General features: G+C 59.1%; 19 protein-coding genes and 1 pseudogene. 4 read left to right on the forward strand and 16 right to left on the reverse strand.

The window, feature by feature from the left end; all coding sequences use genetic code 11:
- Positions 1 to 18 precede the first annotated feature (18 nt).
- The 3 genes from A3A9_RS0133595 to A3A9_RS0133605 form a co-directional block, all read right to left on the reverse strand.
- Complete coding sequence (locus A3A9_RS0133595) at positions 19 to 420, reverse strand: helix-turn-helix domain-containing protein (RefSeq protein ID WP_027062495.1); 402 nt, start codon at positions 418 to 420, stop codon at positions 19 to 21.
- Positions 420 to 716 carry a type II toxin-antitoxin system HigB family toxin gene (locus A3A9_RS0133600; RefSeq protein WP_027062496.1) on the reverse strand — a complete coding sequence of 99 codons (297 nt, stop codon included), beginning with the start codon at positions 714 to 716 and terminating at the stop codon, positions 420 to 422. The genes A3A9_RS0133595 and A3A9_RS0133600 overlap by 1 nt, the downstream gene beginning before the upstream one ends.
- Positions 717 to 811: 95 nt before the next feature.
- Complete coding sequence (locus tag A3A9_RS0133605; protein ID WP_027062497.1) at positions 812 to 1,624, reverse strand: IS5 family transposase; 813 nt, start codon at positions 1,622 to 1,624, stop codon at positions 812 to 814.
- 79 nt (positions 1,625 to 1,703) lie between these two features.
- Here A3A9_RS0133605 and A3A9_RS0133610 point away from each other — a divergent pair, with 79 nt between their 5' ends.
- The gene (locus tag A3A9_RS0133610; RefSeq protein WP_027062498.1) at positions 1,704 to 2,075 is read left to right on the forward strand and encodes a hypothetical protein; all 372 of its coding nucleotides are present in this window, start codon (positions 1,704 to 1,706) and stop codon (positions 2,073 to 2,075) included.
- Positions 2,076 to 2,162: 87 nt separating this feature from the next.
- Here A3A9_RS0133610 and A3A9_RS0133615 read toward each other — a convergent pair whose 3' ends face one another.
- From A3A9_RS0133615 to A3A9_RS40205, 3 genes are all read right to left on the reverse strand, one after another.
- Complete coding sequence (locus A3A9_RS0133615) at positions 2,163 to 3,593, reverse strand: cryptochrome/photolyase family protein (RefSeq protein ID WP_027062499.1); 1,431 nt, start codon at positions 3,591 to 3,593, stop codon at positions 2,163 to 2,165.
- 121 nt (positions 3,594 to 3,714) lie between these two features.
- On the reverse strand, positions 3,715 to 7,524 hold the full coding sequence (gene metH / locus A3A9_RS0133620) for a methionine synthase (protein WP_027062500.1): 3,810 nt from the start codon (positions 7,522 to 7,524) through the stop codon (positions 3,715 to 3,717).
- A 123-nt stretch (positions 7,525 to 7,647) separates the two neighbouring features.
- Positions 7,648 to 11,511, reverse strand: coding sequence for a caspase family protein (locus A3A9_RS40205; protein ID WP_051371403.1), 3,864 nt, complete (start codon positions 11,509 to 11,511; stop codon positions 7,648 to 7,650).
- 232 nt (positions 11,512 to 11,743) lie between these two features.
- On the opposite strand from A3A9_RS40205, the gene A3A9_RS0133630 reads away from it, so the two are divergent.
- A complete protein-coding gene (locus A3A9_RS0133630) occupies positions 11,744 to 12,514 on the forward strand; it encodes an SDR family NAD(P)-dependent oxidoreductase (RefSeq protein WP_027062501.1) in 771 nt (256 codons plus the stop codon).
- Between the two features lie 50 nt (positions 12,515 to 12,564).
- Here A3A9_RS0133630 and A3A9_RS44420 read toward each other — a convergent pair whose 3' ends face one another.
- On the reverse strand, positions 12,565 to 13,473 hold the full coding sequence (locus A3A9_RS44420; RefSeq protein WP_152536240.1) for a hypothetical protein: 909 nt from the start codon (positions 13,471 to 13,473) through the stop codon (positions 12,565 to 12,567).
- 9 nt (positions 13,474 to 13,482) lie between these two features.
- On the reverse strand, positions 13,483 to 14,580 hold the full coding sequence (locus A3A9_RS46410; protein ID WP_082222346.1) for an ion channel: 1,098 nt from the start codon (positions 14,578 to 14,580) through the stop codon (positions 13,483 to 13,485).
- 166 nt (positions 14,581 to 14,746) lie between these two features.
- Between A3A9_RS46410 and A3A9_RS40215 the strand changes: the two are divergent.
- Positions 14,747 to 15,094 (forward strand): annotated as a pseudogene (locus A3A9_RS40215) (SDR family NAD(P)-dependent oxidoreductase); the annotation flags it as partial.
- A 50-nt stretch (positions 15,095 to 15,144) separates the two neighbouring features.
- Here A3A9_RS40215 and A3A9_RS0133645 read toward each other — a convergent pair.
- From A3A9_RS0133645 to A3A9_RS0133680, 8 genes are all read right to left on the reverse strand, one after another.
- Positions 15,145 to 16,779: a DUF882 domain-containing protein gene (locus A3A9_RS0133645; RefSeq protein ID WP_027062502.1), complete on the reverse strand. Its 1,635-nt coding sequence runs from the start codon at positions 16,777 to 16,779 to the stop codon at positions 15,145 to 15,147.
- Between the two features lie 273 nt (positions 16,780 to 17,052).
- A complete protein-coding gene (locus tag A3A9_RS0133650) occupies positions 17,053 to 18,195 on the reverse strand; it encodes a hypothetical protein (protein ID WP_027062503.1) in 1,143 nt (380 codons plus the stop codon).
- 96 nt (positions 18,196 to 18,291) lie between these two features.
- Positions 18,292 to 18,837, reverse strand: coding sequence for a serine O-acetyltransferase (locus A3A9_RS0133655; protein WP_027062504.1), 546 nt, complete (start codon positions 18,835 to 18,837; stop codon positions 18,292 to 18,294).
- Between the two features lie 307 nt (positions 18,838 to 19,144).
- A complete protein-coding gene (locus A3A9_RS44425) occupies positions 19,145 to 19,483 on the reverse strand; it encodes a hypothetical protein (protein WP_152536241.1) in 339 nt (112 codons plus the stop codon).
- A 166-nt stretch (positions 19,484 to 19,649) separates the two neighbouring features.
- Positions 19,650 to 19,850 carry a hypothetical protein gene (locus A3A9_RS0133665; RefSeq protein ID WP_027062506.1) on the reverse strand — a complete coding sequence of 67 codons (201 nt, stop codon included), beginning with the start codon at positions 19,848 to 19,850 and terminating at the stop codon, positions 19,650 to 19,652.
- Positions 19,851 to 19,872: 22 nt separating this feature from the next.
- Entirely contained in the window at positions 19,873 to 20,352 is a 480-nt protein-coding gene (locus A3A9_RS0133670; RefSeq protein ID WP_027062507.1) for a hypothetical protein, read from the reverse strand.
- A gap of 66 nt (positions 20,353 to 20,418) precedes the next feature.
- Positions 20,419 to 21,351 carry a metallophosphoesterase gene (locus A3A9_RS0133675; protein ID WP_027062508.1) on the reverse strand — a complete coding sequence of 311 codons (933 nt, stop codon included), beginning with the start codon at positions 21,349 to 21,351 and terminating at the stop codon, positions 20,419 to 20,421.
- A gap of 525 nt (positions 21,352 to 21,876) precedes the next feature.
- A complete protein-coding gene (locus A3A9_RS0133680) occupies positions 21,877 to 22,410 on the reverse strand; it encodes a hypothetical protein (RefSeq protein WP_027062509.1) in 534 nt (177 codons plus the stop codon).
- A 129-nt stretch (positions 22,411 to 22,539) separates the two neighbouring features.
- Between A3A9_RS0133680 and A3A9_RS0133685 the strand changes: the two genes are divergently transcribed.
- Positions 22,540 to 22,756: transposase (locus A3A9_RS0133685; protein ID WP_027062510.1), on the forward strand; the 217-nt coding region annotated here is incomplete at its 3' end.

The following is a 22,756-nucleotide window of genomic DNA, read 5'->3' on the forward strand; positions in this document are numbered from 1 at the left end:
GTCACCTGCCTGTCGCTTTCATCCGGTGCGCTTGCGTTCCTTGTCCTTTGCAAGATGGTAGGGCCGCACAAGAACTTCTGCCGGAATATGCCATTCCTTGTTGAGCTTGAAGACCATGTCCATGGTGAGGGCGCGCCTCCGGCTCAACACCTCGGTCGCGCGAGGCGATGAGCCGAGGACATCGGCCAGGGCTTTGCGCGGAAGCTTGAACAGTTCCATGTGAGAACGAATGGCTTCGACAGGATCCGGCGCTTCAATTGGATAGTGCTTGTCCTCATAGGCCTCGATCAGGGTTGCAAGGACGTCGAAACGGTCACCGTCGGCAGAGCCCACCTCGGGTTCATCCTCAAAATATTTGGTGATCTCCGCAATCGCCCAATCGTAGTCGGCGTCGGTCTTAATGGGTCGAATGTTGTCCATCACACCTTCTCCGGATCAATCTTGTCGTATTCCTTGTGCGTCCCGACGAATTTGATCAGGACACGGTGAAACTTGTAAGCGACATGGACGATCAAGCGGTACTTGTTGCCGCCTATGTCGAAAATGACACGATTGTCGCCGACAAAATCAACCGTCGCGCCAAACGCAACCTTGATGCCGGCCGGGGTCTTCCAGTCGGCCTTGTCGACCGTCACATACCACGCAGTCAAAGGCGCTTCGGCCTGATTGTGCTTGGCCCAGAAGTCTCTCAGGGCCTTCTTGGCAATGATCTGCATGGCTGGATATAGGATATTCCCATATTGGGAACAAGTAAAAAGTCGGGCAATAGGTCAGGTCGTCAATCCCCAGCACTTAGAGTCCGTTTCGGAAGTCATGCTGAGCGTGCGATGCGCCTGACGAGCACCATGGCAGCGGCCGCGTAGAGGAACGCAGTGGCGGACCCGATGGTGGCTTCGAAATCTTTGGCAAGGCGGCGGTTGCGACCCAACCAGGCGAAGGTTCGTTCAACAACCCAGCGTCTTGGATGAACCGTGAAGCCGATTTGGCCGGTCATTTTGCGAACGATCTCTATGTCGATCGAGGTGGCATCGGCGACGCGGCTAGAGTTATAAGCACTATGGGCAAATGCCTTGGCTACGAACGGGTGACGACGGCGGGATTGTTTGAGCAGTGGCACCGCTCCGTCGCGATCTTGCATGTTGCCGGGATGCACGAGCAGCTCAAGCGCCCGGCCATCAGTGTCGACCATGGCGTGCCGCTTGCGCCCCATCACCTTCTTGCCGGCATCGTAGCCGCGCGGACCGCCAGCTTCCGTGGTCTTTATCGACTGGCTGTCGATAACGGCGGCGGAAGGTGCTTCTTCGCGTCCGTGTCGAACGCGATCGGCGAGGACGAGCACGTGATTGAAGCTTTGGAAGAAGCCTGTGTCACGCAAGGAGGCGAACCACCGATAGACCGTCTGCCAAGGCGGAAAACCGGGTGGCAAACATCGCCAAGGTGCGCCGGTTCGCAGCACGAACAAGATGCCATCAAACAGGCATCGCCATGGCCAACGGCGTGGTCGCCCGGTTTTGCGATGGGTCGGAAGGTGTGCAGCGACGATCGCCCATTCGGCATCGGACAGGCTGCTTGGATATCGAAGGTGGTCGCGGCTATATTGCCGCCGAGTGTCGCGGGTCCACATGGCTTGTCCAAGGTTGGTATCAGCAAACCTCCTTGAATCAGCCGATCCCGAGATACTCAACCATGGAGGTTGCGCCCGCATGCTGTTTCCACCTTCCTTGTCGACTGCTGTGCTGGAGCGATCGTTCCGCTCGAGTAATGGAGAAATTGGCGTTCTCCCCGCAGATACGGAAGCGTTCCTGGCAGCCTGCGAGGCAGACCAAATCGAGGTACTCGGCTGGGAGCTATGGCTGGTCGACCATCTCTTCGATCCTGAAAGCGGCGTGCCAAAACAAGCCGATGGAGTGTGGTGCGGCCTAATCCCTACGCTTGAATATGACCTGCCCGCGGTAATCGCCGGAGAAGGCGACGCCCGCCTGACCAGAACCGATATCGCTGCCTTGAACCTAAATGCGGTGGTTAAGCCCCAATGGCTCCGCTACGCCCGGTTCAACTTCACACTCGACTTATAGTATCTTTCGAAACGGCCTCTTAGAGAGCTACCCTGTCTTTGACGGGCACGTAGTCTCCTACCTGGTCATGCTGCGCCCATATGAAAATCACTGCCCGCGCGCGGTGCGATAGGCCGCCAATGCCCTGTCCCTCGCCATGGCATGGTCCACAATAGGGCGCGGGTAGTCCCTTCCAAGTGTCAAACCAGACTGCCGCATGATGTCGGCCGGCGCCTCCCACGGGCGATGAAGATATTTGTCGGGCAGCTTGGCGAGTTCCGGGACGAATTGGCGGACATAGCTACCCTTGGGATCAAACTTCTCGCCCTGCATCACGGGATTGAAGATGCGGAAGTAAGGCGCCGCATCGGCGCCCGATCCCGCAACCCACTGCCAGCTGGCGGGATTGTTGGCGGCATCGGCATCTACCAGCGTGTCCCAGAACCATTCCTCGCCCTCGCGCCAGTCGATCAGCAGGTCCTTGATCAGGAACGAAGCCGCGATCATGCGGACACGATTGTGCATATAGCCGGTTTGCCAGAGCTCGCGCAGACCGGCATCGACGATGGGATATCCGGTCAGTCCATCCTGCCACGCTTTCAGTTCGGCCGCGGCACCCCGCCATTTGAACGCATTGAACTCCTCGCGGATGTTTTCGCGGTGGATCTTCGGCAGGTTGAAGAGGAGATGATAGGAGAATTCGCGCCAGGCAAGTTCTTTCCTGAACGTCTCTGCATCGCCTGAGTGCTTATGGCTGACGGCGCCCATGATCTGGAATGGCGTGATCTCGCCATGTGCGAGATGCGGTGAAAGGCACGACGTGGCGTCCTCGCCGGGAAAGTCTCGGCCCTCGGCATAGCTATCGAGGCGGTCTTCGATAAATGTTTTCAGCCGCTGCAGCGCCCCCTGCTCGCCAGGCTGCCAGCGTTCGGCAAGCCCGCCCGACCAGTCGGGCTTTTTCGGCAGCAGGCCGAACGCGCCAAGCGGATCGGAATGGAGCTTTCCATTCCAGCCGCCGAGCTTGTCCGGCGCATCGACCGGATGTCGATGATCGAGCTCCGCCAGCTTCCTGTAGAACGGCGTGAACACCTTGTAGAATTCGCCGGCCTGCGTCCTCAACCGCGATGGCTCATGCAGCAGGAAGCCGTCGAAACTCTCCGCCACGAAGCCATCCTTGCGCAGCTTCGCCATCATGGACTTGTCGGTTTCGATGTCGGCCGGCGCATAGCGACGGTTCCAGAACACCGAGGCGGCTTTTGTCGCGCTGATGGCTTCGGCGACGATCGTCTCCGTCGCGCCTTGCCGAAGGATAAGCCGCGCGCCCAACGCCTCGATGTCGCGCGCGAGCGCATAAAGCGAATGGTGCAGCCACCAACGGCTGGCGCCGCCCTTGCGGCGCGCCAGCTCTACCTCCTCGTCGAGTATGAACAGCGGCACAACAGGCCTGCCTGTCGCGGCGGCGGCCGAAAGAGCGCGGTTGTCGCGGACCCGAAGATCGTTGCGAAATAGAACGAGGATCGGGGCGTCACTATCGGTCATGCGGCAGACTCCAGCGCGGTCCATGAGGCGTCCCTGCGGACCGACGCCGACCATACTTTCGATGAACTAGATAGAAGGCGGCAAATGCAAGAGCCGCGCATTTTTTTTAAGGACTGCAATCCTACTCCGCCGCCTCCGCATAATTCACCGGCACATAGTTGAGGATCGGGCCGAGCCAGCGCTCGACCTCGGCGAGCGGCATGTCCTTGCGACGGGCATAATCCTCGACTTGGTCGCGCTCGACCTTGGCGACGCCGAAGTAATAGCTCTCGGGATGCGCGAGATAGATGCCGGACACTGACGAGCCCGGCCACATCGCATAACTTTCCGTGAGGCTCACCCCGGCATTGCGCTCGCCGTCGAGCAATCGGAACAGCGTCGCCTTCTCCGTATGGTCGGGCTGCGCGGGATAGCCGGGTGCCGGGCGGATGCCGCGATAGGGTTCGCCTATCAGCTCGTCCGGCACCAACTTCTCGTCTGATGCGTAGCCCCAGAATTCCTTGCGCACCTTTTCGTGCATGCGCTCTGCAAAAGCTTCGGCGAAGCGGTCGGCCAGCGCCTTGACCATGATCGAGGAATAGTCGTCATTGGCCCGCTCGAACCGCTCCGATATCGCCACTTCCTCGATCCCGGCGGTGACGATGAAGCCGCCGATATAGTCGGGCTTGCCGCTCTCGGCGGGTGCTACGAAATCCGACAGGGCGACATTGGCCTTGCCGTCGCGCTTGGTCAGTTGCTGGCGCAACGTGAAGAACGTTGCCAGCTCCTGCGAGCGCCCCTCGTTCGTAAACAGCCTGATGTCGTCGCCAACGGTATTGGCCGGCCAGAAGCCGATGACGCCGCGCGGCGCGAACCATTTTTCCGCAATAATCTTCTTCAGCATCGCCTGCGCATCCTCGAATAGCTGGCGCGCGGCAGGCCCTTGTGCCTCATCCTCGAGGATCTTGGGATAGCGGCCCTTCAGCTCCCAGGTCTGGAAGAACGGCGTCCAGTCGATATAGCCAGCGAGTTCCGTGAGGTCCCAGTTCTCGAACACCTTTACACCTGTGAAAGACGGCTTCGGCGGCTGGTAGGCAGGCCAGTCGACCTTGTGCGCATTGGCCCTCGCTTTGGCCAGCGGCAGCCGCTGCTTGTCGGCCTCGGAGCGGGCATGCCCGTCGGCGACTTTCTTGTACTCGGCTCGCACCCCGTCGACATACTCGGCCTTGGCATCGTTCGACAGCAAGGCGGAGACGACGCCCACTGCCCGGCTGGCGTCGGTGACGTAGACCGTCTGCCCCTTGCTGTAGCGCGGATGGATTTTCACCGCTGTATGCACGCGGCTGGTCGTCGCGCCACCGATCAGCAGCGGGATGTCGAAACCCTCGCGCTCCATCTCGGCGGCCATGTGAACCATCTCATCCAGCGACGGCGTGATCAGGCCGGACAGGCCGATGATGTCGACTTGTTTGTCGCGCGCCGTCTGCAGGATTTTCGCCGCTGGCACCATGACGCCAAGATCGATGATCTCGTAATTGTTGCAGGCCAAAACCACGCCGACGATGTTCTTGCCGATGTCATGGACATCGCCCTTCACCGTCGCCATCAGGATTTTTCCAGCCGTCTGGCGCTCGCCATTGTCGATGCCATTGGCGGCGTTGGCCAGTTTCTCAGCCTCCATATGCGGCAGCAACCCCGCGACCGCCTGCTTCATCACCCGCGCCGACTTCACCACTTGCGGCAGGAACATCTTTCCCGCGCCGAAGAGGTCGCCGACGACATTCATGCCGGCCATCAACGGGCCTTCGATGACATGCAGCGGCCGCTCGGCGGCGAGCCGCGCTTCCTCGGTGTCGGCGTCGATGAATTCGGTGATGCCGTTGACCAGCGCATGGGAAATCCGCTGCTCGACCGTCCATTCGCGCCAGGCGAGATCGCGCTCCTTGCCCTCCTTGCCGGCTGTGCCCTTGAAGCGCTCGGCGATCTCCAGCATGCGCTCGGTGGCGGTGCCGCCGGCCTTGGGCGCGCGGTTGAGCACGACATCCTCGCAAGCCTCGCGCAGCTCGGGCTCGATCGTGTCATAGACGGCAAGCTGGCCGGCATTGACGATGCCCATATCCATGCCTCGCTGGATGGCGTGGTAGAGGAACACCGCGTGCATGGCCTCGCGCACCGGCTCGTTGCCACGGAACGAGAAGGACAGGTTCGAGACGCCGCCGGAAATATGGACATGCGGCAGCGTCGAAGTGATCTCGCCGGCGGCCTCGATGAAGTCGACGCCATAATTGTCATGCTCCTCGATGCCGGTGGCGACCGCGAAGACATTGGGGTCGAAGACGATGTCCTCGGGCGGAAAGCCGGCCTGTTCGGTCAAAAGCTTGTAGGCGCGGGTGCATATCTCAACCTTGCGCGCCTTGGTGTCGGCCTGGCCAGCCTCATCGAAGGCCATGACGACCACGGCCGCGCCATAGGCTCGGACCAGTCGGGCATGATGCAGGAAGGCTTCCTCGCCTTCCTTCATCGAGATGGAATTGACCAGCGGCTTGCCTTGCACGCATTTCAGGCCCTCCTCGATAATCTCCCATTTCGAGGAGTCGACCATCACCGGTACGCGCGCGATATCCGGTTCGGCGGCGATCAGGTTGAGATACTCGACCATCGCCTTCTTCGAATCGATCAGGCCTTCATCCATGTTGATGTCGATGATCTGGGCGCCATTGGCGACCTGGTCGCGCGCCACGTCGAGTGCCGGAACATAATCGCCCGCCGTGATCAGTTTTCGGAACTTGGCCGACCCGGTGACATTGGTGCGCTCGCCGACGTTGACGAAAGGGATTTCGTCAGTAAGCGTGAATGGCTCCAGGCCGGACAGGCGCATCTTGCGCTCGATCTCGGGAATGGCGCGCGGCGGATATTTCTTCACCGCCTCGGCAATCGCCCGGATATGGTCCGGCGTCGAGCCGCAGCAGCCGCCGACGACATTGACCAGCCCCTCGCGTGCAAAGTCCTCGATCTGCGCTGCCATGAATTCCGGGCTCTCGTCGTAGCGGCCGAATTCATTGGGCAGGCCGGCATTCGGATAGGCGCAGACAAAGGTGTCGGCAGCACCCGATATTTCGGCCAGGTGCGCGCGCATGGCGTTGGCGCCGAGCGCGCAGTTGAGGCCGATGGTGAACGGGCTGGCATGACGCACCGAATGCCAGAAGGCCGTCGGCGTCTGGCCCGACAGGGTGCGGCCGGAAAGGTCGGTGATGGTGCCGGAAATCATCACCGGCAGGCGCGCGCCCTTCTCGATGAAGATCTCGTTGCAGGCAAAGATCGCCGCCTTGGCGTTCAGCGTGTCGAAGATGGTCTCGATCAGGATGATGTCGGCGCCGCCGTCGATCAAGCCGCGCAGCTGCTCGCCATAGGCAAGCCGCAATTCGTCGAAGGTCACCGCCCGATAGCCGGGATTGTTGACGTCAGGCGACATTGAGGCGGTGCGGTTGGTCGGCCCCAGCGCGCCGGCGACGAAACGGCGCTTGCCGTCTTCCTGCTCCGCACGAATGGCGGCGCGTCTGACCAGACGCGCACCATCGCGGTTCAGCGCATAGACCGCATCCTCCATGCCATAATCGGCCTGGGCGATCGAGGTCGATGAAAAGGTGTTGGTCTCGAGGATGTCGGCGCCTGATATCGCGTACTGGTAGTGGATCTCCTCGATCGCCCCGGGCTGCGTCAGGATCAGCAGGTCGTTGTTTCCCTGCTGATGGCAGGCGCAGCCGGCGAAGGCCTCGCCGCGAAAATGGTCTTCGTCGAAGCCAAGCCCCTGGATCTGCGTGCCCATGGCGCCGTCAAGAATGAGAACACGTTCGCGCGCCGCCGCGGTGAGCGCCGCAAGCACTTCGGAGCCGTCGGGCTTGGTCGCGACGGGGCCGAACAACGCATCCAGCGATGCAGAATTCTGCGACATTTTTTATCCCTTTGGCGACAGGCATTATCCCATCACATAAGGATATCTTTATGTCAATATATGATATGCGCTCACCATTGTCACGCGACGTTGCATCGTCGACCGGGGCGCAGCGCTCCAGCGTCAGTGCAAGTCGGCCAGCAAGGCTTGTGCCTCGGCAAGGTTCTTCTCGGAGCCGGCGGTGAGATCGTCCATCCTGCGATCCCTGAAGATGACCAGCGCGTCCTGGCAAGCCGCAATCGCCTCCTGGGCAAGCGCCTTGTCCTTGCGGGCCGTGCCCAGATCGGTCAGCACATCGCAAAGACTGTCTTCGGTGAAGGCGACGGCCGGCACCGAATTGATCTTCTTCTGCACGGCGATCGCCTCGCGCAGGATCGGCACCGCCTCCTCGAAACGGGCGACGTTGTGTTCCGAACGGCCGGCCATCGTCAAGGCATAGCCGACCTCGTTCTGCAGGCTCGCCCAACGGTCGGGATCGCGATCGCGGCCGACCTCGTCGGCCAGCGCCCGGTTGACGGCGATCGCCTCATCGAACACCGCGGGTTCCGGCGCCTTCTCACCAATCATGCTGAGCACCCTGGCGAAATCGCCTTGCGTGCGCGCCCATTGCTCAGGCGCACGATCACGGGTGCGGACACTTTGTATGCTGCGGTAGATGCCGGCCGAACGCTTCAGCAAGGCGACATCGTTGCGCCAATATCCCAGCGACGACAGCGCGCTCGCCAGATTGGACTGATTGCGGGTCCAGTCCTCGGCATTCTTGTCGCGGGTCGTCACCGTCAGCGCTGCCTCATAGGCCTGCACCGACTTCGCCATCATGTCCGGATCGGAAGCAGCACTCGCCTGCATCATACGCGCATTGCCGAGATCGCTTTCGACCGAGGCCCACAGCGTGCGGTCCGGCAGCGCGGCATAGACGGCAAGCGCTGCTTCATGCGCGGCCGCCGCCTTCTGATAGAGCGACGGATCATTGCTTGCACCGGCGAGGTAGTAATAGGCGCTGCCGAGATCGCTCTGCAGTTGGGCATGATCCTGCGGCACGCTGGCAAGATCATAGAAGGGCAAAGCCGCTTCGAGCGCTGTCACCGACTGCTTGAAATCGGCGCCGTCCTGCACCCGGTCGCCCAGCACCAGAAGCACATGACCTAGCCCCCATTGCGTTGCCGCCCAAGCGTCGGGATCGCTGTCGCGGGTCTGCACTTCGAGGGCCGCCCGATAGGCCGTCACCGAGCGTTCCAGCGCTTCGGTTGGGCCGTCGCTGGATTTGCCCAGCATGGAAAGGGCCGCGCCCAGCCGGTACTGCGTCTTCGCCCAATCTTTCGGGGCATTGTCCTTGGTCCGCACAGTGAGCGCGGCGTCATAGGCGGCGACCGCCTGTTCGAGCACCGCTTTGTCGCCGGCGCGATCGCCCCAGCTCGACAGCGTACTGCCGAGACTGTGCTCGATGGAAGCGAACTCCGTGGGCGCGGCCGTGGCCGTGTAAACTTCCGATGCGCTGCGATACGCGGTCGCGGACTTCTGCAAATAGTCGATTCCCGTGTCGCGATCGCCGAGCGAGGCATAGGCAGAGCCGAGATTCTGCTGCAGCGAGGCCCAGTCGAGAGGCAGCTTTTCACGCGGATATTCCGAGAGTGCTGCCTCATAGGCGGAAACCGACTTGAGCAGCGTCGCCGTGTCGTCCTGCTTCACGCCGAGACGCTGTAAGGCATTGCCGAGCGTCAGTTGGCCGTTGGCCCAGCTTGCCGGCGCATGTTCGCGTGTCCACACGGTGAGCGCCGCTTCGGCGGCTTCGCTCGCATGCTGCAGCGTCGGGATGTCACCATTGATCTCGCCGATCGTCTCCAGCGCCGAGCTCATATTGTTCTGGATCGTCGCCCATTGCGCCGGTGCTCGGTCCCTAGTCATTTCCTCCGTCGCCGACTGATAGGCGGCAACCGACTGCTCGAGCGTCGCGACATCCTTCTCGCGCGCGCCAAGGCGAAACAGCGCCGCACCGAGATTGACCTCACTCAACGCCCAGTCGAGCGGCACGCGCTCACGGCTGTATTGCGTCAACGCGGCGCGATGCGCCTTGATGGCGGCGCGAAAACTGTCGCTGGTCGTCTCGCGCTCACCGAGCTCAGACAGCACGATGCCAAGATTGTTCTCAGTCGCCGCCCATTCGAGCGGCACCTTCTTCGATCCCTGCACCTCCAGCGCCGCGCGGAAGGTGGCGACCGCCTTGTCGAGCAGCGCCGTACCGGTCTCGCGCTGGCCAAGTCGCCAATACACCGTGCCAAGATTGCCTGAGGTGGACGCCCAATCGTCGGGATAGGCCTCGCGGGTGTAGACCGTCAGCGCCTGCTCGAAGGCGGCGGCCGCCTTGTCGAGGTTTTCGCGGCCGGCCTCGCGCTCACCCAGCGTGGAGAGATTGGTGGCAAGATTGTTCTGCGTGGCTGCCCATTTCCGCGGCGTCTTTTCACGCGACACATAGGTCAGGCTCTTTTCATAGGCGGTGACGGCCTGAAGCAGAAATGCGTTGTCGCCGGAAAACGTGCCCTGATTGGAAAGCGCTTCGGCTTCCGCTGCCTTGTAGAACCAGGCGTCCTCGTCACTCCATTTCTCCGCTTCATCATAGGCCTTGGCGTAGTCCTGTGCGGCCTTCAGATAGTCGAAAGACAGTTCGTAGGTTTTCGCGCTTGAGGCGAAGACTTCCGCAAACTCCAGCCGGCGCGCCTTGAGATCGGCTTCGGCCTTGTCGACCGTGTTTGCCAATTCGCCGACGCGCGCCTTGGCCTGCTCGTGGAATTTCCGGGCTGCATCGAGCGCACCTTCGCGCACCGCCTGGTCGGCCAGTTTCGACAGCCGGACGATCTCCGGGTCCTGGCTCTTCAGGGCCGCCTGCTCGGCCAGCACCTGCTTCAGCCGTTCGGTCTGGCCGCGCAGCAATTTGTCGAGCTCGGCCGGGTCCTTCGGCGTGTCGGTGCCGAGCGTCTTCAGCATGGCATAGAGCGTATCCATCGGCACGCCGCCGTCGCGCGAGATGGTCTCGATCTGGCGGCGTTCCGGATCGGGCAGCGTCGAGATGGTAAGCAGCAGCTTGCGGCGCTCGGTGAGGATGTCGCCCTCGTCGCCCTTCGGGGCTTCGGCTGGTGTGCCGAAATAGAGTAGCCGGCGCAGGCTCTCATTGACCCACGGCCGCTGCTGGCCATTGGTCTTGAGGTAAACCTCCTCGCCGATCATGCGCAGCACCGTGCCGAATTCCTCGCCGCCCATCGTGTCGATGTGGCGCAGGATCGCCGCCGCATAGGGGCTGTTGCCGTCGGCCGGACCGTCGAGCGCCACCTTGCCGGGCTCGGCGGCAAAGCCGATGACCTGGCCGAGGCTGTCGTCGGCCGAGCCGTTGGCCGGCGCGGTGGTCTTCAGCGCAACGACGCTGCGCGTTTCGCCGAGACCGCCGGCGCCGATGGGCTTGCCGTCATCGCCCGGCGCCAGCTTCAGCAGCGTGCCCGGCGGAAACGGATCGTTGCGACAGGCATCGAGCAACACGATGGTGACCGGCACCTTGGCCTTCAGTTCGGCGACGATCGAGGACAGCGGCACCAGCTTCTCGCCAGCATTGTCGAGCGCCGAGAGATCGGCATCGACAGGGACCAGGAAATTCTCGCCGCCGGCTTCGATGCCATGGCCGGAATAATAGATGACGGCGACATCGGCGCCTTCGGCATCGTCGACAAAGCCTTCTAGGTCACGCCGCAATTTGCGTGCGTCGCGGTTGGTGGCAACGGTCGTTTCGAAGCCGAGCTTGCCGAACATCGCTTCGATGGCACGGGCATCGTTTTCGGGATTGGGCAATTTGCCGACATGCTTGTAGTCAGACTGGCCGATGATGAGCGCGACGCCTTTCAGCGCCTTCGGCTCCTCGGCGTAAGCCGGATCCCACACGCACAGGCACAGCACCAGTGCCGCGGCAAATGCCACGCACATGCGCGCCCTTTCGACTGTCATTCGCCCAAGCCGCATCGCCCACCCCGGAACCCGCAAGATACGATTTTCCCCAGGGAGATGGCATCATGATGGCCGGCGCGTGGCAAGGCTCGGGACAAACGGTGTTCTTGTCGCGAGTTGGCCAGATGCCGGCTGGTTTTCGCGCCGTGAGCGGGTAGTCTTCGGCAAAACGGCCGTTCCGATGCGTACTGTCGACAGGTGCGGCCCCAAAAAGGCTTCAGGGGAGGTTGCGATGACGGACTTCACACCAAAATTCGATCTGGCCGGCAAAGTGGTGCTGGTGACCGGCGCCTCGCGCGGGATCGGCCGCGCCTGCGCATTGGCCTGCGCCGGCTCCGGCGCCGATATGATCGTCGGTGTGCGCAGCAAGGCCGACGGGGCGGAGCTTGTCGCCGAGATCGAACGCATCGGCCGGCGGGCGCTTGCCGTGCAGATGGATGCAACCGATCTCGCCACGGTGCGCAAGGGTGTCGCCGACGCGCATGCCGCCTTCGGCCGCATCGACGTGCTGGTCAACAATGTCGGTCTTGGACCGGAAAACCTGGCCGAGGACGTCACCGAGGAGGATTTCGACCTGACGGTGAACGTCAACCTCAAGGGCACGTTCTTCACCACCCAGGCAGTGGGAAGGCTGATGATCGCGCAGAAAGGTGGGCGCATCATCAACATCAGCTCGCAGGCCGGCACGGTCACGCTGAAGGGCGAGGCGATCTACTGCATGAGCAAGGCGGCGATCAACCATCTGACACGCTGCCTGGCGGCGGAATGGGCGCAGCACAGGATCGCCGTCAACAGCGTGGCGCCGACCTTCATCTGGACCGATGGCACACGGCCATCGCTCGCCGAACCGGAATTTCATGCCCATGTGCTCGGCCACATTCCGCTCGGCCGCATCGGCGACCCGATCGATGTGGCGGGTACCGTGGTGTTCCTCGCCTCGCCGGCGGCGTCGCTGATCACCGGGGCGAACATACTGGTCGATGGCGGCTGGTCGGTGGCTTGAGCGCGCTGAGTCTGCGTCAGCCCACTGACATCAGTAGATTTGCGATAGCCCTACACCTCCGACCTTTTCAATGAGCTGACGAGTGCCTCTTTGTATTGAAAGCTTTCATTGGAGAGTTGAGTCAAGCGAAGTTCACCCTGCTCGGACGCAAATTTTCGCAGTTTAGGGTAGTCAGCGGGGTTACAAACTAGTTGCCATATCTCGAAATACTGATCACCAGGTATTTGGGTGTCAAGCTCTCTCGGATCGTATTTGGCTAGTAGCGATAGCTCAAAACGCCTTAGCTCATGATAGCCGTTCGGCCAAGTTGAAGGCCTGCTACCTGTCGCATGTAAATCTCCGAAATGCTTGGCAATTTTGAGTGCCGAGGCTACTGAACGATCAACATCATCTCGAATTGTCACCCCACTATCCCTTGAGCGATATGCACACTTCAAGGACCTGAGTCGCGCTATGGATACGTATTCTTCATCAGTCAGCTTGGCTTCAGTTGCAAGAAATTCGAAGAGTCGTGTGTGTTCAAAAATATATTGATGGCTGATGGCGTTTGCTACAACTGCGGCGTTTCGGCATATGACGTAAAGAATATCTGCTATGCAAAGCTGAGACCAATAACTACGTGGAGTGCTTCCTATCCATGATAGGGGTTCAAATGCATCGATTAACTGCCTACTGTAGTCTGACCTTGGGGCAAAGCAATCCAGAGCAGCCGATAGGATCCCACTATCTTCTACAATTTTCCCCTCAATTTTGATGTGTTGAACAAAAAGCGAACCGGCTGATGCCATCTTGAGGAAATGGTCGGCGGTAAAACAAGACACACTCCAACCGGAAGTTCGCCATTTGTATGCAACGGAGTCACACTCTTCCTGCGTTAGCCCAACGATTAAAACATCTTTATCGCTGAACTGATCCGCCGTATTTCGCGCCCACGAGCCAAACAGGCAAATTGATGTCATTCCAGGTTCCTACTGAGAAAATCTTCTGAACATCATGGATGCAAACGTAGCAAAAAGGAAAAATCCGGTAATGGCTTGGAAGCTAACGAATACCTTTCCAATTGCCGAATGAGGAACAATATCCCCAAATCCGACTGTAGTCATTACAACAATCGAGAAATAGAGAGCATCCCATATATCTTCTATCTTGGTATACTTCATCTCTGTAAATCCTAACTCGAATCTAGCAAGCCAGTTTATAATTGTGAATGCGAGGAGTACAAAAATCGTTGTCATCGCCAAATTCTTCATTCTAACGCCGTACCCAAGACATATTTGAAATATATAACTTGGCAAATCTGAAAAGAAATTAATTGTCTTCCTCCAAGTCGAACCACCCCGGTTAGAGTGCGTACTAAACCGTCGTTTCCACAATCTAAACATGTACAAAGCATCATCAGAGTGGTCTGGTTGAGATTCCTTCCGGCCGTTACGCAGAAGCTCCTGGTATAGATATATTGCTATATTTGCGTATCTATAATCGACTATACAATTTTCGAAAGAAGATGGCTCTATGTATACTTTTTCAAATTCTACGCGCGACATATTCGAATCTAAAAACTCGCATCTGTTAAAACGACAGTCGTCAAAATGCGTAAATAGAAAAAGACACCTAATAAATTTACAGTCTGTGAATTCAAAACGCTCTATACTCGTTTTTGAGAAGCTAACGTTAGTAAAAACCTTCTCTTTAATTCTCCAGCGCGATATCGATGACGGCGATATCAAACTGACCGGCCTATATATTAGGTCTGAAATTTCGATCTTATTCGAATCTAGCAGCTTTAAGAATTGTTTCTGGTTGACGTCTTTTGGACTGCCTTCCAGTTCAAAGAAGTCACGAGTCAGAACCGAAGATCGCGTTTGTAATCCGAGCTTACGGAGCCACGGATCGGCACCCAGTTTGAGCCAGCTTGTGACCCTTTGACAGCGCGCAAAGCAGTTCATTTCATTTTCTCGCGTACACCCTGCATCATCTCTGTCCATGGACTCGCCAAACCCAATGCGATCTCCGCGCACAAAGCGGTCTGGCGGATATGGCCTGTCGACCAGGAAAAGCGCCCCCATCTAGCTACTAGAGGGCCAACTCTCCTGAGAATCCAGAGCGGTTGTAAGCTGATATCGCACTAGAAAACCCTTCACTTGTTCGGAGCGACAAAGTGACTGTGACAATCGATTAGGGGGCGCGGCACCTTACGTGTCAAGGGCTTCAGCAATTTGAGAGAGGAGCTGGCGCATCATCAACATCAGCTCGCAGGCCGGCACGGTCACGCTGAAGGGCGAGGCGATCTACTGCATGAGCAAGGCGGCGATCAACCATCTGACACGCTGCCTNGCGGCGGAATGGGCGCAGCACAGGATCGCCGTCAACAGCGTGGCGCCGACCTTCATCTGGACCGACGGCACGCGGCCTTCACTGGCCGAACCGGAATTTCATGCCCATGTGCTCGGCCACATTCCGCTCGGCCGCATCGGCGACCCGATCGATGTGGCGGGCACCGTCGTGTTCCTCGCCTCGCCGGCGGCGTCGCTGATCACCGGGGCTAACATACTGATCGATGGCGGCTGGTCGGTGGCGTAGTGGTTGCGCAACAGGGTTCTACGCCGGGTCGAACGAGTGCGTCAGCCCCCTTATTTGAAGCTGGCTATGGGCAGGAACTTGACCGCAGAGCCGGTGAAGCGGCGGTGATCCGACGTCTGTCCTCGCGACTGGAATCCATCGAGATAGACCTTCTGCGGCGCCGTGCGAATGAAATTGGCGGCCACGACAGGCGCTGTTGACCCGGTTCCGCCGGCAATGCCTCGACCTGTCAACACGGCCGGTACAATGACGGCGGCGGTTTCGGGATCGAGCCGAGGCTGGACACGGTCGGCCTTAGGGCTGGTCCTGACGTGATCTTCGGGTTTCGATGCAGGCACGGCAACTCGCTGGCCGGCCAGTCCATCGAGACCGCCGTCAGGGTGATGCATGGCCAGGAGGGCACCGATAGCATCGGCGGATTTGGCTGCTTCCGGCTGACGCGCCGGGCTCGTCTGGCCTTCAGGCCGCCATGTCGGCAAGGGGATGTTGAGCGCCACTATCTCCGGCGCGACGCTCGCGGCAGTGGCATCGGCCTTGCCCAGGAGCATTTCGGCATTGGTTGGCGCTCGCTTGGCAGTCGGCAATTCGGCCCGCGCCATGGACGCGCTTTCTATCGCGAACGGTGCGGTTTGCGCGGTCACAATGCCGGCCGTGGACTGGGCGCGCGGGGCGAAGTCCGGCAACGGCACAGCCTTGGGCGCCATCGCCATGACGATCGCTTCAGGCGTCTTCTCCGTCTGCGCAGATGAAGGTTCTTCAGCCGAACCCCCGGAAGCCATCTGAACATCCGCCCGCTGGGCTGCCTCCGGCGGCACGATGGCGATGCCCTGTCCGGCCGTCTTGGGCTCTACGGACTTGGCCGGTTTGCGCGGCGCCGGCACCGCATCGGCGACATCATCCGCCTCGTCCGTGCCGCGGCCCAAAAGCGTCGCCAGCAGGCCACGAGCAGGCCTGCGTTGGCCGCCGTCGACGCTTGCCAGTTCAATGTTGGGCGTGCCGGCCGCCTTGCGCGATTTGTAAGCGGCAAACGCCTGCCCGTAACCAGGCAGCGGTTTGCCGTCGCTTGGTACATGCAGCGTGTTGCCGTTCGGGAAGACCCTGGCGAGCTCCTGGCGGCTGATGCCCGGCCAGTGCCGCACATTGCCGACGTCCATATGAATGAAGGGCGAACCGGAGGTCGGGTAATAGCCGACGCCACCACCCTGCATCCTGAGGCCGATATCGCGCAGCTTCTTCAGCGGCACATCCGGCAGGAAGAAATCCATCGCGCGGCCAACCATGTGCTGGCTTTCCCGCGCCACGCCCTTCGAGCGACCGCGCAGCATGGCGTTCGTCGCCGGCGAGCGATAGGCGCTGACCACATGGATATAGCCCGTCGAGCCGCTGGCACGATAGGCCTGCCAGACAAGGTCGAGCAGGCGCGGATCCATTCGGGTCGGCTCGTTGCGGCGCCAGTCGCGCAGCATGAAATTGATCTTCTTCAACCCCGCCTGATCGTAACGCCCATTGCGCTTGAAGACGATCTCGGCCTTCTCGCCCGTATGGAGATGTTGAATCCGCAAAGCGCGCGTCTCGGCGGACGCGCTGGTGACGCACAGGCAAAGCAACGCAGCAACGATGGCCGACGACCATGTCCAACGATGGGAGGCCCCGGGCGCGTTCTGTTTGCTTTCAATCACGTTCATGCCTTGCACATTGTTTCTGTTTCGGGCGATTTGACGTCTTCACCGCATGCGGGGCCTTCTTTTTGAAGCCTTCGGCCCGACAAGCAGGCCAGACCGGGCAGGCCAGACCGGGCAGGCCAGACCGGGCAGGCCAGACCGGGCAGGCTTGACCAAGAGCCGACGGCACCGGGCCCACAACCCATCCTATCGATGAACAGCATCTTGGTTAATGAATCGTGTCCGCGCGGAGCCTTGCCGCAGTGCGGCTGGCTGGAATGAACTCAATCGATCGCTTCAACGGAACAGATATTTCGAGACTTCCGGATTGCCGCGCCGCCACATCACATTGTCCAGGAAGTAGTGGTGCACGTTGATGAATATCCAGGCGATGAACAGGAAAAGCGACGAGCCGAGCACCTGCTTGTCGTAGGGAACCAGGTCGATCAGCATCATTGGCACCAGCCAGAAACCCAGCGCTCCAAGAAGTGCGCCGACGACGATGAAGGCCAGCACGCGCAGCCTGTAGAGCGGTCCAAGCATGGACAGGATCTTCAATCCCGGCCTCTCGATGGCATCCGCACGATCGCGCTCGACATTGGTCTGGTAGCGCCAGACCACAGCCAGGTATTGCAAGGAATGGAGCGCCGGCACCACGAGCAGCCAGAGCGGGTTCAGCGTCACGAACAGGATCCAGGCATAGAGGGACACGATGTAGGCGACGACGCCGTTATAGGGGAGCGCCCCACCGTGCTTGCGCCATCGATTGATGAACATCACGGCGGTAGCAGCCGAGGAGGCGGCAGCGATCGACATGGCGATGGTGATGAGCCATGGCGGGACCGCGAAAGTGTAATACTCAAGGCCCCAGAACTGTCTTTCGGTGATCACCACATTCGTCTGCAGCCATGCGAAAAGCCACACGGCATAGCCGTTGAACAGCAGCACCTTCTTGTCCTGATCGCTGAAGAATCTGCGCTTCAGCACCGCGTCCACCATCAGCATGCCGTAGCCTTGCTTGACGTAGTGCCAGCCGACGAAAAAGCCCATAGCGTTGGTTGCGTTGCCGAGCAGGCGGGCATTCCCCGTCAACGAGCCATAGGCAAAGAAGGCAATCATGGCCAGCGGGACGACAATTCCCGCCAGGATATAGCGGATCTGGAGGCTCCTGCCGTAGCCGTCGCCGAGCACCTTGCGCGCGAAATTACGATAGAAGATCTGGTAGGAATGACCGAAATGCGGCTGGTTTATGAGATGCGAGATCAAGAACATCGTCAGCGTCAGGGCAGCTTCATACCTTAGAGGCACAAAATACAGGACCGGCAGGATCAGCAGCGCGCTGCCGCCAAGCATGAAAAAGTCGATGAACGGACCAAAGAGATATTTCTGTGGCGTGGCTGCTGCCGAAACCGGGGCATCCGCCGAAAGGTGAAGTGCCATGTTACCCTCCCCCTGTGATCGTTTATCTAGCCCTCGACCCGGGCGCCCGGCAAGTCATCGGCGCACAGCCATGAGCGCCGCTCGCGGTACGGTTGCTCATACTTCAGGCGGCCATCGGTTGGTGATGAAATTGTGTTGCCGGGCCTTGTCGATCGGCCGCGCGGGAACCCCTACCGCGGTGCTCCCGGCAGGAATATCCCTGGTGACAACGGCACCCGCGCCGATAAGGCAATGGCTGCCGATCGTCACGTCCTCGACGATGCAGACACTGGGGCCGATATAAACCTCGTCCCCTATCGACGCGGATTTGCCGAGCGTTGCTCCGATCGTCACGTATTGGGATATGTTGCAATTGTCGCCGATCCTGGCCGTGTGATGGATCACGCAGGGGCCGCCATGGCCGATGTAGAAGCCAAAGCCGATCCTGGTCTCCGCCGGAATCTGTATGCCGAATTTCCTCATCTTCAACGACAGCAACAGACGGGCTATCCGGCGCACAGCGGAATTGTCCGACTGCGCGAGCCGGTGCCAGACCATGTAGTTGAAGCCTCGATTCGTGAGGTATTGCCGGCACAATGCCCTGATGTCGCTTCTGTGCGTATAGCGATACAGATCGCTCTTGATGGCCTCGACAATGTGCATTTACAGCCTTTGGCACCATGCCCGAAATGGGCAGAGGCAATAGATCACCCCGACAGCGCAAAGGAAACAAACGCTATAGGCAATCCACGGATTCGAGCGCCGTACTGTGCCTTCATTCGCCTGTCCGTGCCGGAAAGACGAGAATTATCGTGACGGGCTGGCGTTGTCTGTGAGAAATCTGGTGCTGCGAGAGAGGATTGAACTCTGGATTACTATAACAATTTCAATGACTTATAGATTATTTTGTAACGTTGTGACGACCAGCGAAAGGAGCTGAGAGACCTCATATATGTCCAGCGAACATCCTTCAGCTTGTTGGTTGGCACTGCAGGACCATCGACCGATATGATCTCAATGTCGGTTGATTATGACCTGGCTTCGCCAAGTTCGCATCCTTGCCAATCACACCAACCAGCCGCGCTCCCGGCGGCACCGAGACCTTGACGTCTATCGGTGTGAGATTTGCAACAATAATGCGGATATGTCCGCCGGCACGATAGGCGATAGCGGCAATGCCCGGATGATCGACCAAGACCTCGAAGCGCTCGGCGCCGGCCGCCGAAGCGAGTTCGGAATGGACAGCCTGCAAAGGACGCCGACGGCCGAGATCATCCAAAACCCCAAAAGGTCCGGTGGGCGCTGCCATGACGAGGTGATCGACCCCCGCGGTTGCAGCACGTGCAGGGTCCAGTAGATAGCTGTGAGGATCTAACAGGCCTCTGCCTCGAGTTCAGCGATGGTAAATGTAGGGATCGCACGTCGCTTCTCCTTGGATGATTTGCTGGTCACAGTCAGCTCCGTCAGAATTTCGCTCAGTCCACTGCCCAGCCGCCGTCAAGAAGTTTCGCAACTGTCGGGTATTGAATAACCTCATTCGTCTCTTTGTCGATGACGCGGATGGTGCCGCTGCGAAGGGAGTCGAGATCTATCGTGCCAAATGCGCCTGCCACATTTTTCATGTGCAGCAGTTCGCTGCCGGGCGGGACAACCCCGGACATACGATCCGCGATCATGGTGCGGGTAAGTTCCTGCAGGTCAGTTGACCACATTTCCTATCGCTTTCTGTTCAACCGGAACGTCCTCTTTCCGAACGAAAAAGAACTCGGCCCCATCCATATAATGGGCATATCGATCCGTCAAAAATAGGAGATATCGCCCAATCAGCCTCTGATAGCACATGTGTTTTTTCTCATCGGTGGCGTGAAAGTGGAACATGTATGGTCTCTCCGCACGAATCCAGTCGGCCAATATTTCAGTGACTTTTCGCAGAACGGGCGCTGCGTTCGCGAAATAGCCTCCCACTTCGAAATCGGATGCTTGCACGTTACGCACGTCATCTACGTCGTCATCAAACATCCAAAAAGGATCGTCATTCTCGTATCTCTTCCTGGATGTTCCGCCTCCAACGGCTCTGAAACTGACTGGCCCCCCGTCTATGGCCAGGAAGCGAAAGTGAACGCCGCCGACCGTGAAACTCGTTGCAAACGTGCCTTCTTCCTTTGCAGCTCTTTCCATGGATCCCCCTAGTAGCGGTGGTAAGAATGGAGCCAGCAGGGAACTCGCCCAAAGCTGAGAAACAGTTCAAGCGCGAACCGGAACTGAGAGCAAGTTTTCCTTCCGGAGTTCGGTCTCGCCGCTCCACCTATAGGCGCACAGGAAGCCGTCCTTATTAACCACCGAAAAATCCAGGCAAGCGACTTTTGCGGATGTCAGTTTTGGCGTTCCAGATAGCGCGTGGTGCCCGATGAAGACCGGCCTGTGATCACTATGGCCTTGCCGGGGATCATTTAGAAAGAGTTCATCGGCAAGGCCTAGGACAACAGCCTCCGCCATAAGGGCTGCATCGCGGTATGAAGAAGGGCCGCTTTCCCACCATTTCAGCCGTATTTGGCTTCGAGAGTGCCCATCCTTGTCCGTGAAAGAAGCCCCCGGTGGCAAATCCGCTTCCACGCCTTTGAGGATGGTCTCGATTGCGTAATAAGTTTCAGAGCTTTTTTCGCAATAACGTTGCATTACGCAGGCAGTTAGTTTGTTTCCTGGAGCCAGCAACGGCTTAAGTGAGTTCATCTTTTTCTCGTCCCAAGCAGCATGCACTACCAGTAGTTTGTCGAGTTCCAGCCAGAGGGGGAGTTGCCAAAACCAGGCAATCATCTCGGCATGGAGCGCGCTACCCTCGACAACTTGGTTCAGAAAGGACGCGTGCTGAGATCTGTTTTTGGCACTATGGCTGCGAAGAAAATTATCTGAGCTGGTTGGATCAGCGATCATCCAAGCGGTCGCGTTGAATTCGTGGTTGCCCATTACGGCCAACGCTTTTCCATTCTCAATCATCTTGCGAACGATACGATAGGTTTCTTCTTGACGAGGCCCGCGGTCCACAAAATCGCCTAGAAAAATGACCTGTCGGTCCGGGTGGCTCCAACCTTCCTCCCCCTCCGAGTAGTCCATCTTAGCCAGCAGATCAGTTAATGTTCCAGCATAGCCGTGTATGTCTGCAACAATGTCAAAAGCCATTCGGATTTCGCCTCCTAAATCACTTGCCCATTTCCGGTGTCGAAACGATCCCTCTGTGGGGCCTGGTCCCATTCACTTTCGTTGCCATGCAAAAAGCAGATTTCAAGCAAGGTCGCAGCATCGGCTGCCTCATCGCCTCGATCACCTTACCCCAACCGAGCGCAGCCCCGCGCCTCCACGCGGGGGCGATCCATCCTCCGCTATGCGCCGCGCTGCAACATCGCGCCCATACCGGCACTGCGATCCGCTGACGCGCTTCGACTATCGACAAGAGTTACCTAGGCCAAGAAGCACCTTACCGGCTCTCGCCCACGAGAATGGCTCAAATTCTTGGCATTATAAGATTGCCACCGAGGAGGAACGGGTGATCAAAGTTTTCGTAGCCTGGAGGATGTGCATCAGGACCTCCGCTCATTTAACCTGTCTGGAGAGCACTGCTCTGTTGCGGCATTGGCTCCAAGCAAGCGGAGTAGCGTCACCGGCACCAAGAATTCTGAGCCATTTTTGCAACCGGCGAGGCTTCCGCTAACCATTCATCGATGCCTTATGACAATCATAAAATGCAAGGAGCGCGCTGGCGGCCAACAACGCCTTCCGGACCTCATCATCGCTCAATTCGGTCCAGTTTTCATTTGGAGCCCCAACATCAATCTCGATCATGGCAGATGTCCCTTCCGTTCTCCACCACGCTCGATTTCCTATCTGAGCCAACTCAGTCAATTCGGTCTGCCTAACACCAGCACCCGCCCAGAACGATAGCCCGACTGTGCCTCTCAGAACCTTCCAGTCGATCGTAATCCGTTTGGGTAAATTGGCCTTGAATATGATCCACGAAGAATTCGAGCCCTTGTCACCTGGCGACTTCATGCGTAGTTCAGGGAACTCGAAACTGGCTATATCGAAGACTCGTTCCCACAGGCTTGCAACTACCTTGCTGGCAACGATTGCATAAGCCGCCCGCGCTTGGCTGACAGCCCTTGTCAGTAAGTTCGAGCGGTCGACCGCGCGCGGCGTTCCCTCAGAAGCAATGGCGTATGCCAGATCCTCGTAAGAAAGCACCGCATCGAAAAAGGCGAGCGCCAGCGATTCTTTCGCGGCGTAACCTTTAGGAGCTACTAGGCTGCAAACTCATAAACGGACTACCGTTTTGTGATGTGTTCTGATTCAAGGCTTCTTTTGGAGGCTTGAATGCGTCGTTACGAACTGAGCGATTTTGAATGGAGCGTGATCCAGCCAAACTTGCCTTCCAAGGTTCGCGGCGTGGCGCGTGTCGATGACCGTCGCGTTCTCAACGGCATCCTGTGGCGTTTCCGAACCGGCTCGCCCTGGGCCGATGTGCCGGAGCGCTACGGCCCCTACACCACCTGCTACAACCGGTTTGTTCGATGGCGCAAAGCCGGGGTCT

This window comes from Mesorhizobium loti CJ3sym, assembly GCF_000472785.1.
Lineage (GTDB): Bacteria > Pseudomonadota > Alphaproteobacteria > Rhizobiales > Rhizobiaceae > Mesorhizobium > Mesorhizobium loti_E.

What these genes read in the sequence shown, in the direction of transcription:
- A3A9_RS0133675 (WP_027062508.1), bottom strand. Translation starts at nt 21,351, where the DNA reads ATGGCTTTTGACATTGTTGCAGACATACACGGCTATGCTGGAACATTA.
- A3A9_RS44420 (WP_152536240.1), bottom strand. Translation starts at nt 13,473, where the DNA reads ATGACATCAATTTGCCTGTTTGGCTCGTGGGCGCGAAATACGGCGGAT.
- A3A9_RS0133650 (WP_027062503.1), bottom strand. Translation starts at nt 18,195, where the DNA reads ATGGCACTTCACCTTTCGGCGGATGCCCCGGTTTCGGCAGCAGCCACG.
- A3A9_RS0133610 (WP_027062498.1), top strand. Translation starts at nt 1,704, where the DNA reads ATGCTGTTTCCACCTTCCTTGTCGACTGCTGTGCTGGAGCGATCGTTC.
- A3A9_RS0133655 (WP_027062504.1), bottom strand. Translation starts at nt 18,837, where the DNA reads ATGCACATTGTCGAGGCCATCAAGAGCGATCTGTATCGCTATACGCAC.
- A3A9_RS0133670 (WP_027062507.1), bottom strand. Translation starts at nt 20,352, where the DNA reads ATGGAAAGAGCTGCAAAGGAAGAAGGCACGTTTGCAACGAGTTTCACG.
- A3A9_RS0133665 (WP_027062506.1), bottom strand. Translation starts at nt 19,850, where the DNA reads ATGATCGCGGATCGTATGTCCGGGGTTGTCCCGCCCGGCAGCGAACTG.
- A3A9_RS0133600 (WP_027062496.1), bottom strand. Translation starts at nt 716, where the DNA reads ATGCAGATCATTGCCAAGAAGGCCCTGAGAGACTTCTGGGCCAAGCAC.
- A3A9_RS0133615 (WP_027062499.1), bottom strand. Translation starts at nt 3,593, where the DNA reads ATGACCGATAGTGACGCCCCGATCCTCGTTCTATTTCGCAACGATCTT.
- A3A9_RS44425 (WP_152536241.1), bottom strand. Translation starts at nt 19,483, where the DNA reads ATGGCAGCGCCCACCGGACCTTTTGGGGTTTTGGATGATCTCGGCCGT.
- A3A9_RS0133605 (WP_027062497.1), bottom strand. Translation starts at nt 1,624, where the DNA reads ATGTGGACCCGCGACACTCGGCGGCAATATAGCCGCGACCACCTTCGA.
- metH (WP_027062500.1), bottom strand. Translation starts at nt 7,524, where the DNA reads ATGTCGCAGAATTCTGCATCGCTGGATGCGTTGTTCGGCCCCGTCGCG.
- A3A9_RS0133595 (WP_027062495.1), bottom strand. Translation starts at nt 420, where the DNA reads ATGGACAACATTCGACCCATTAAGACCGACGCCGACTACGATTGGGCG.
- A3A9_RS40205 (WP_051371403.1), bottom strand. Translation starts at nt 11,511, where the DNA reads ATGACAGTCGAAAGGGCGCGCATGTGCGTGGCATTTGCCGCGGCACTG.
- A3A9_RS0133645 (WP_027062502.1), bottom strand. Translation starts at nt 16,779, where the DNA reads ATGAACGTGATTGAAAGCAAACAGAACGCGCCCGGGGCCTCCCATCGT.
- A3A9_RS46410 (WP_082222346.1), bottom strand. Translation starts at nt 14,580, where the DNA reads ATGGGGGCGCTTTTCCTGGTCGACAGGCCATATCCGCCAGACCGCTTT.
- A3A9_RS0133630 (WP_027062501.1), top strand. Translation starts at nt 11,744, where the DNA reads ATGACGGACTTCACACCAAAATTCGATCTGGCCGGCAAAGTGGTGCTG.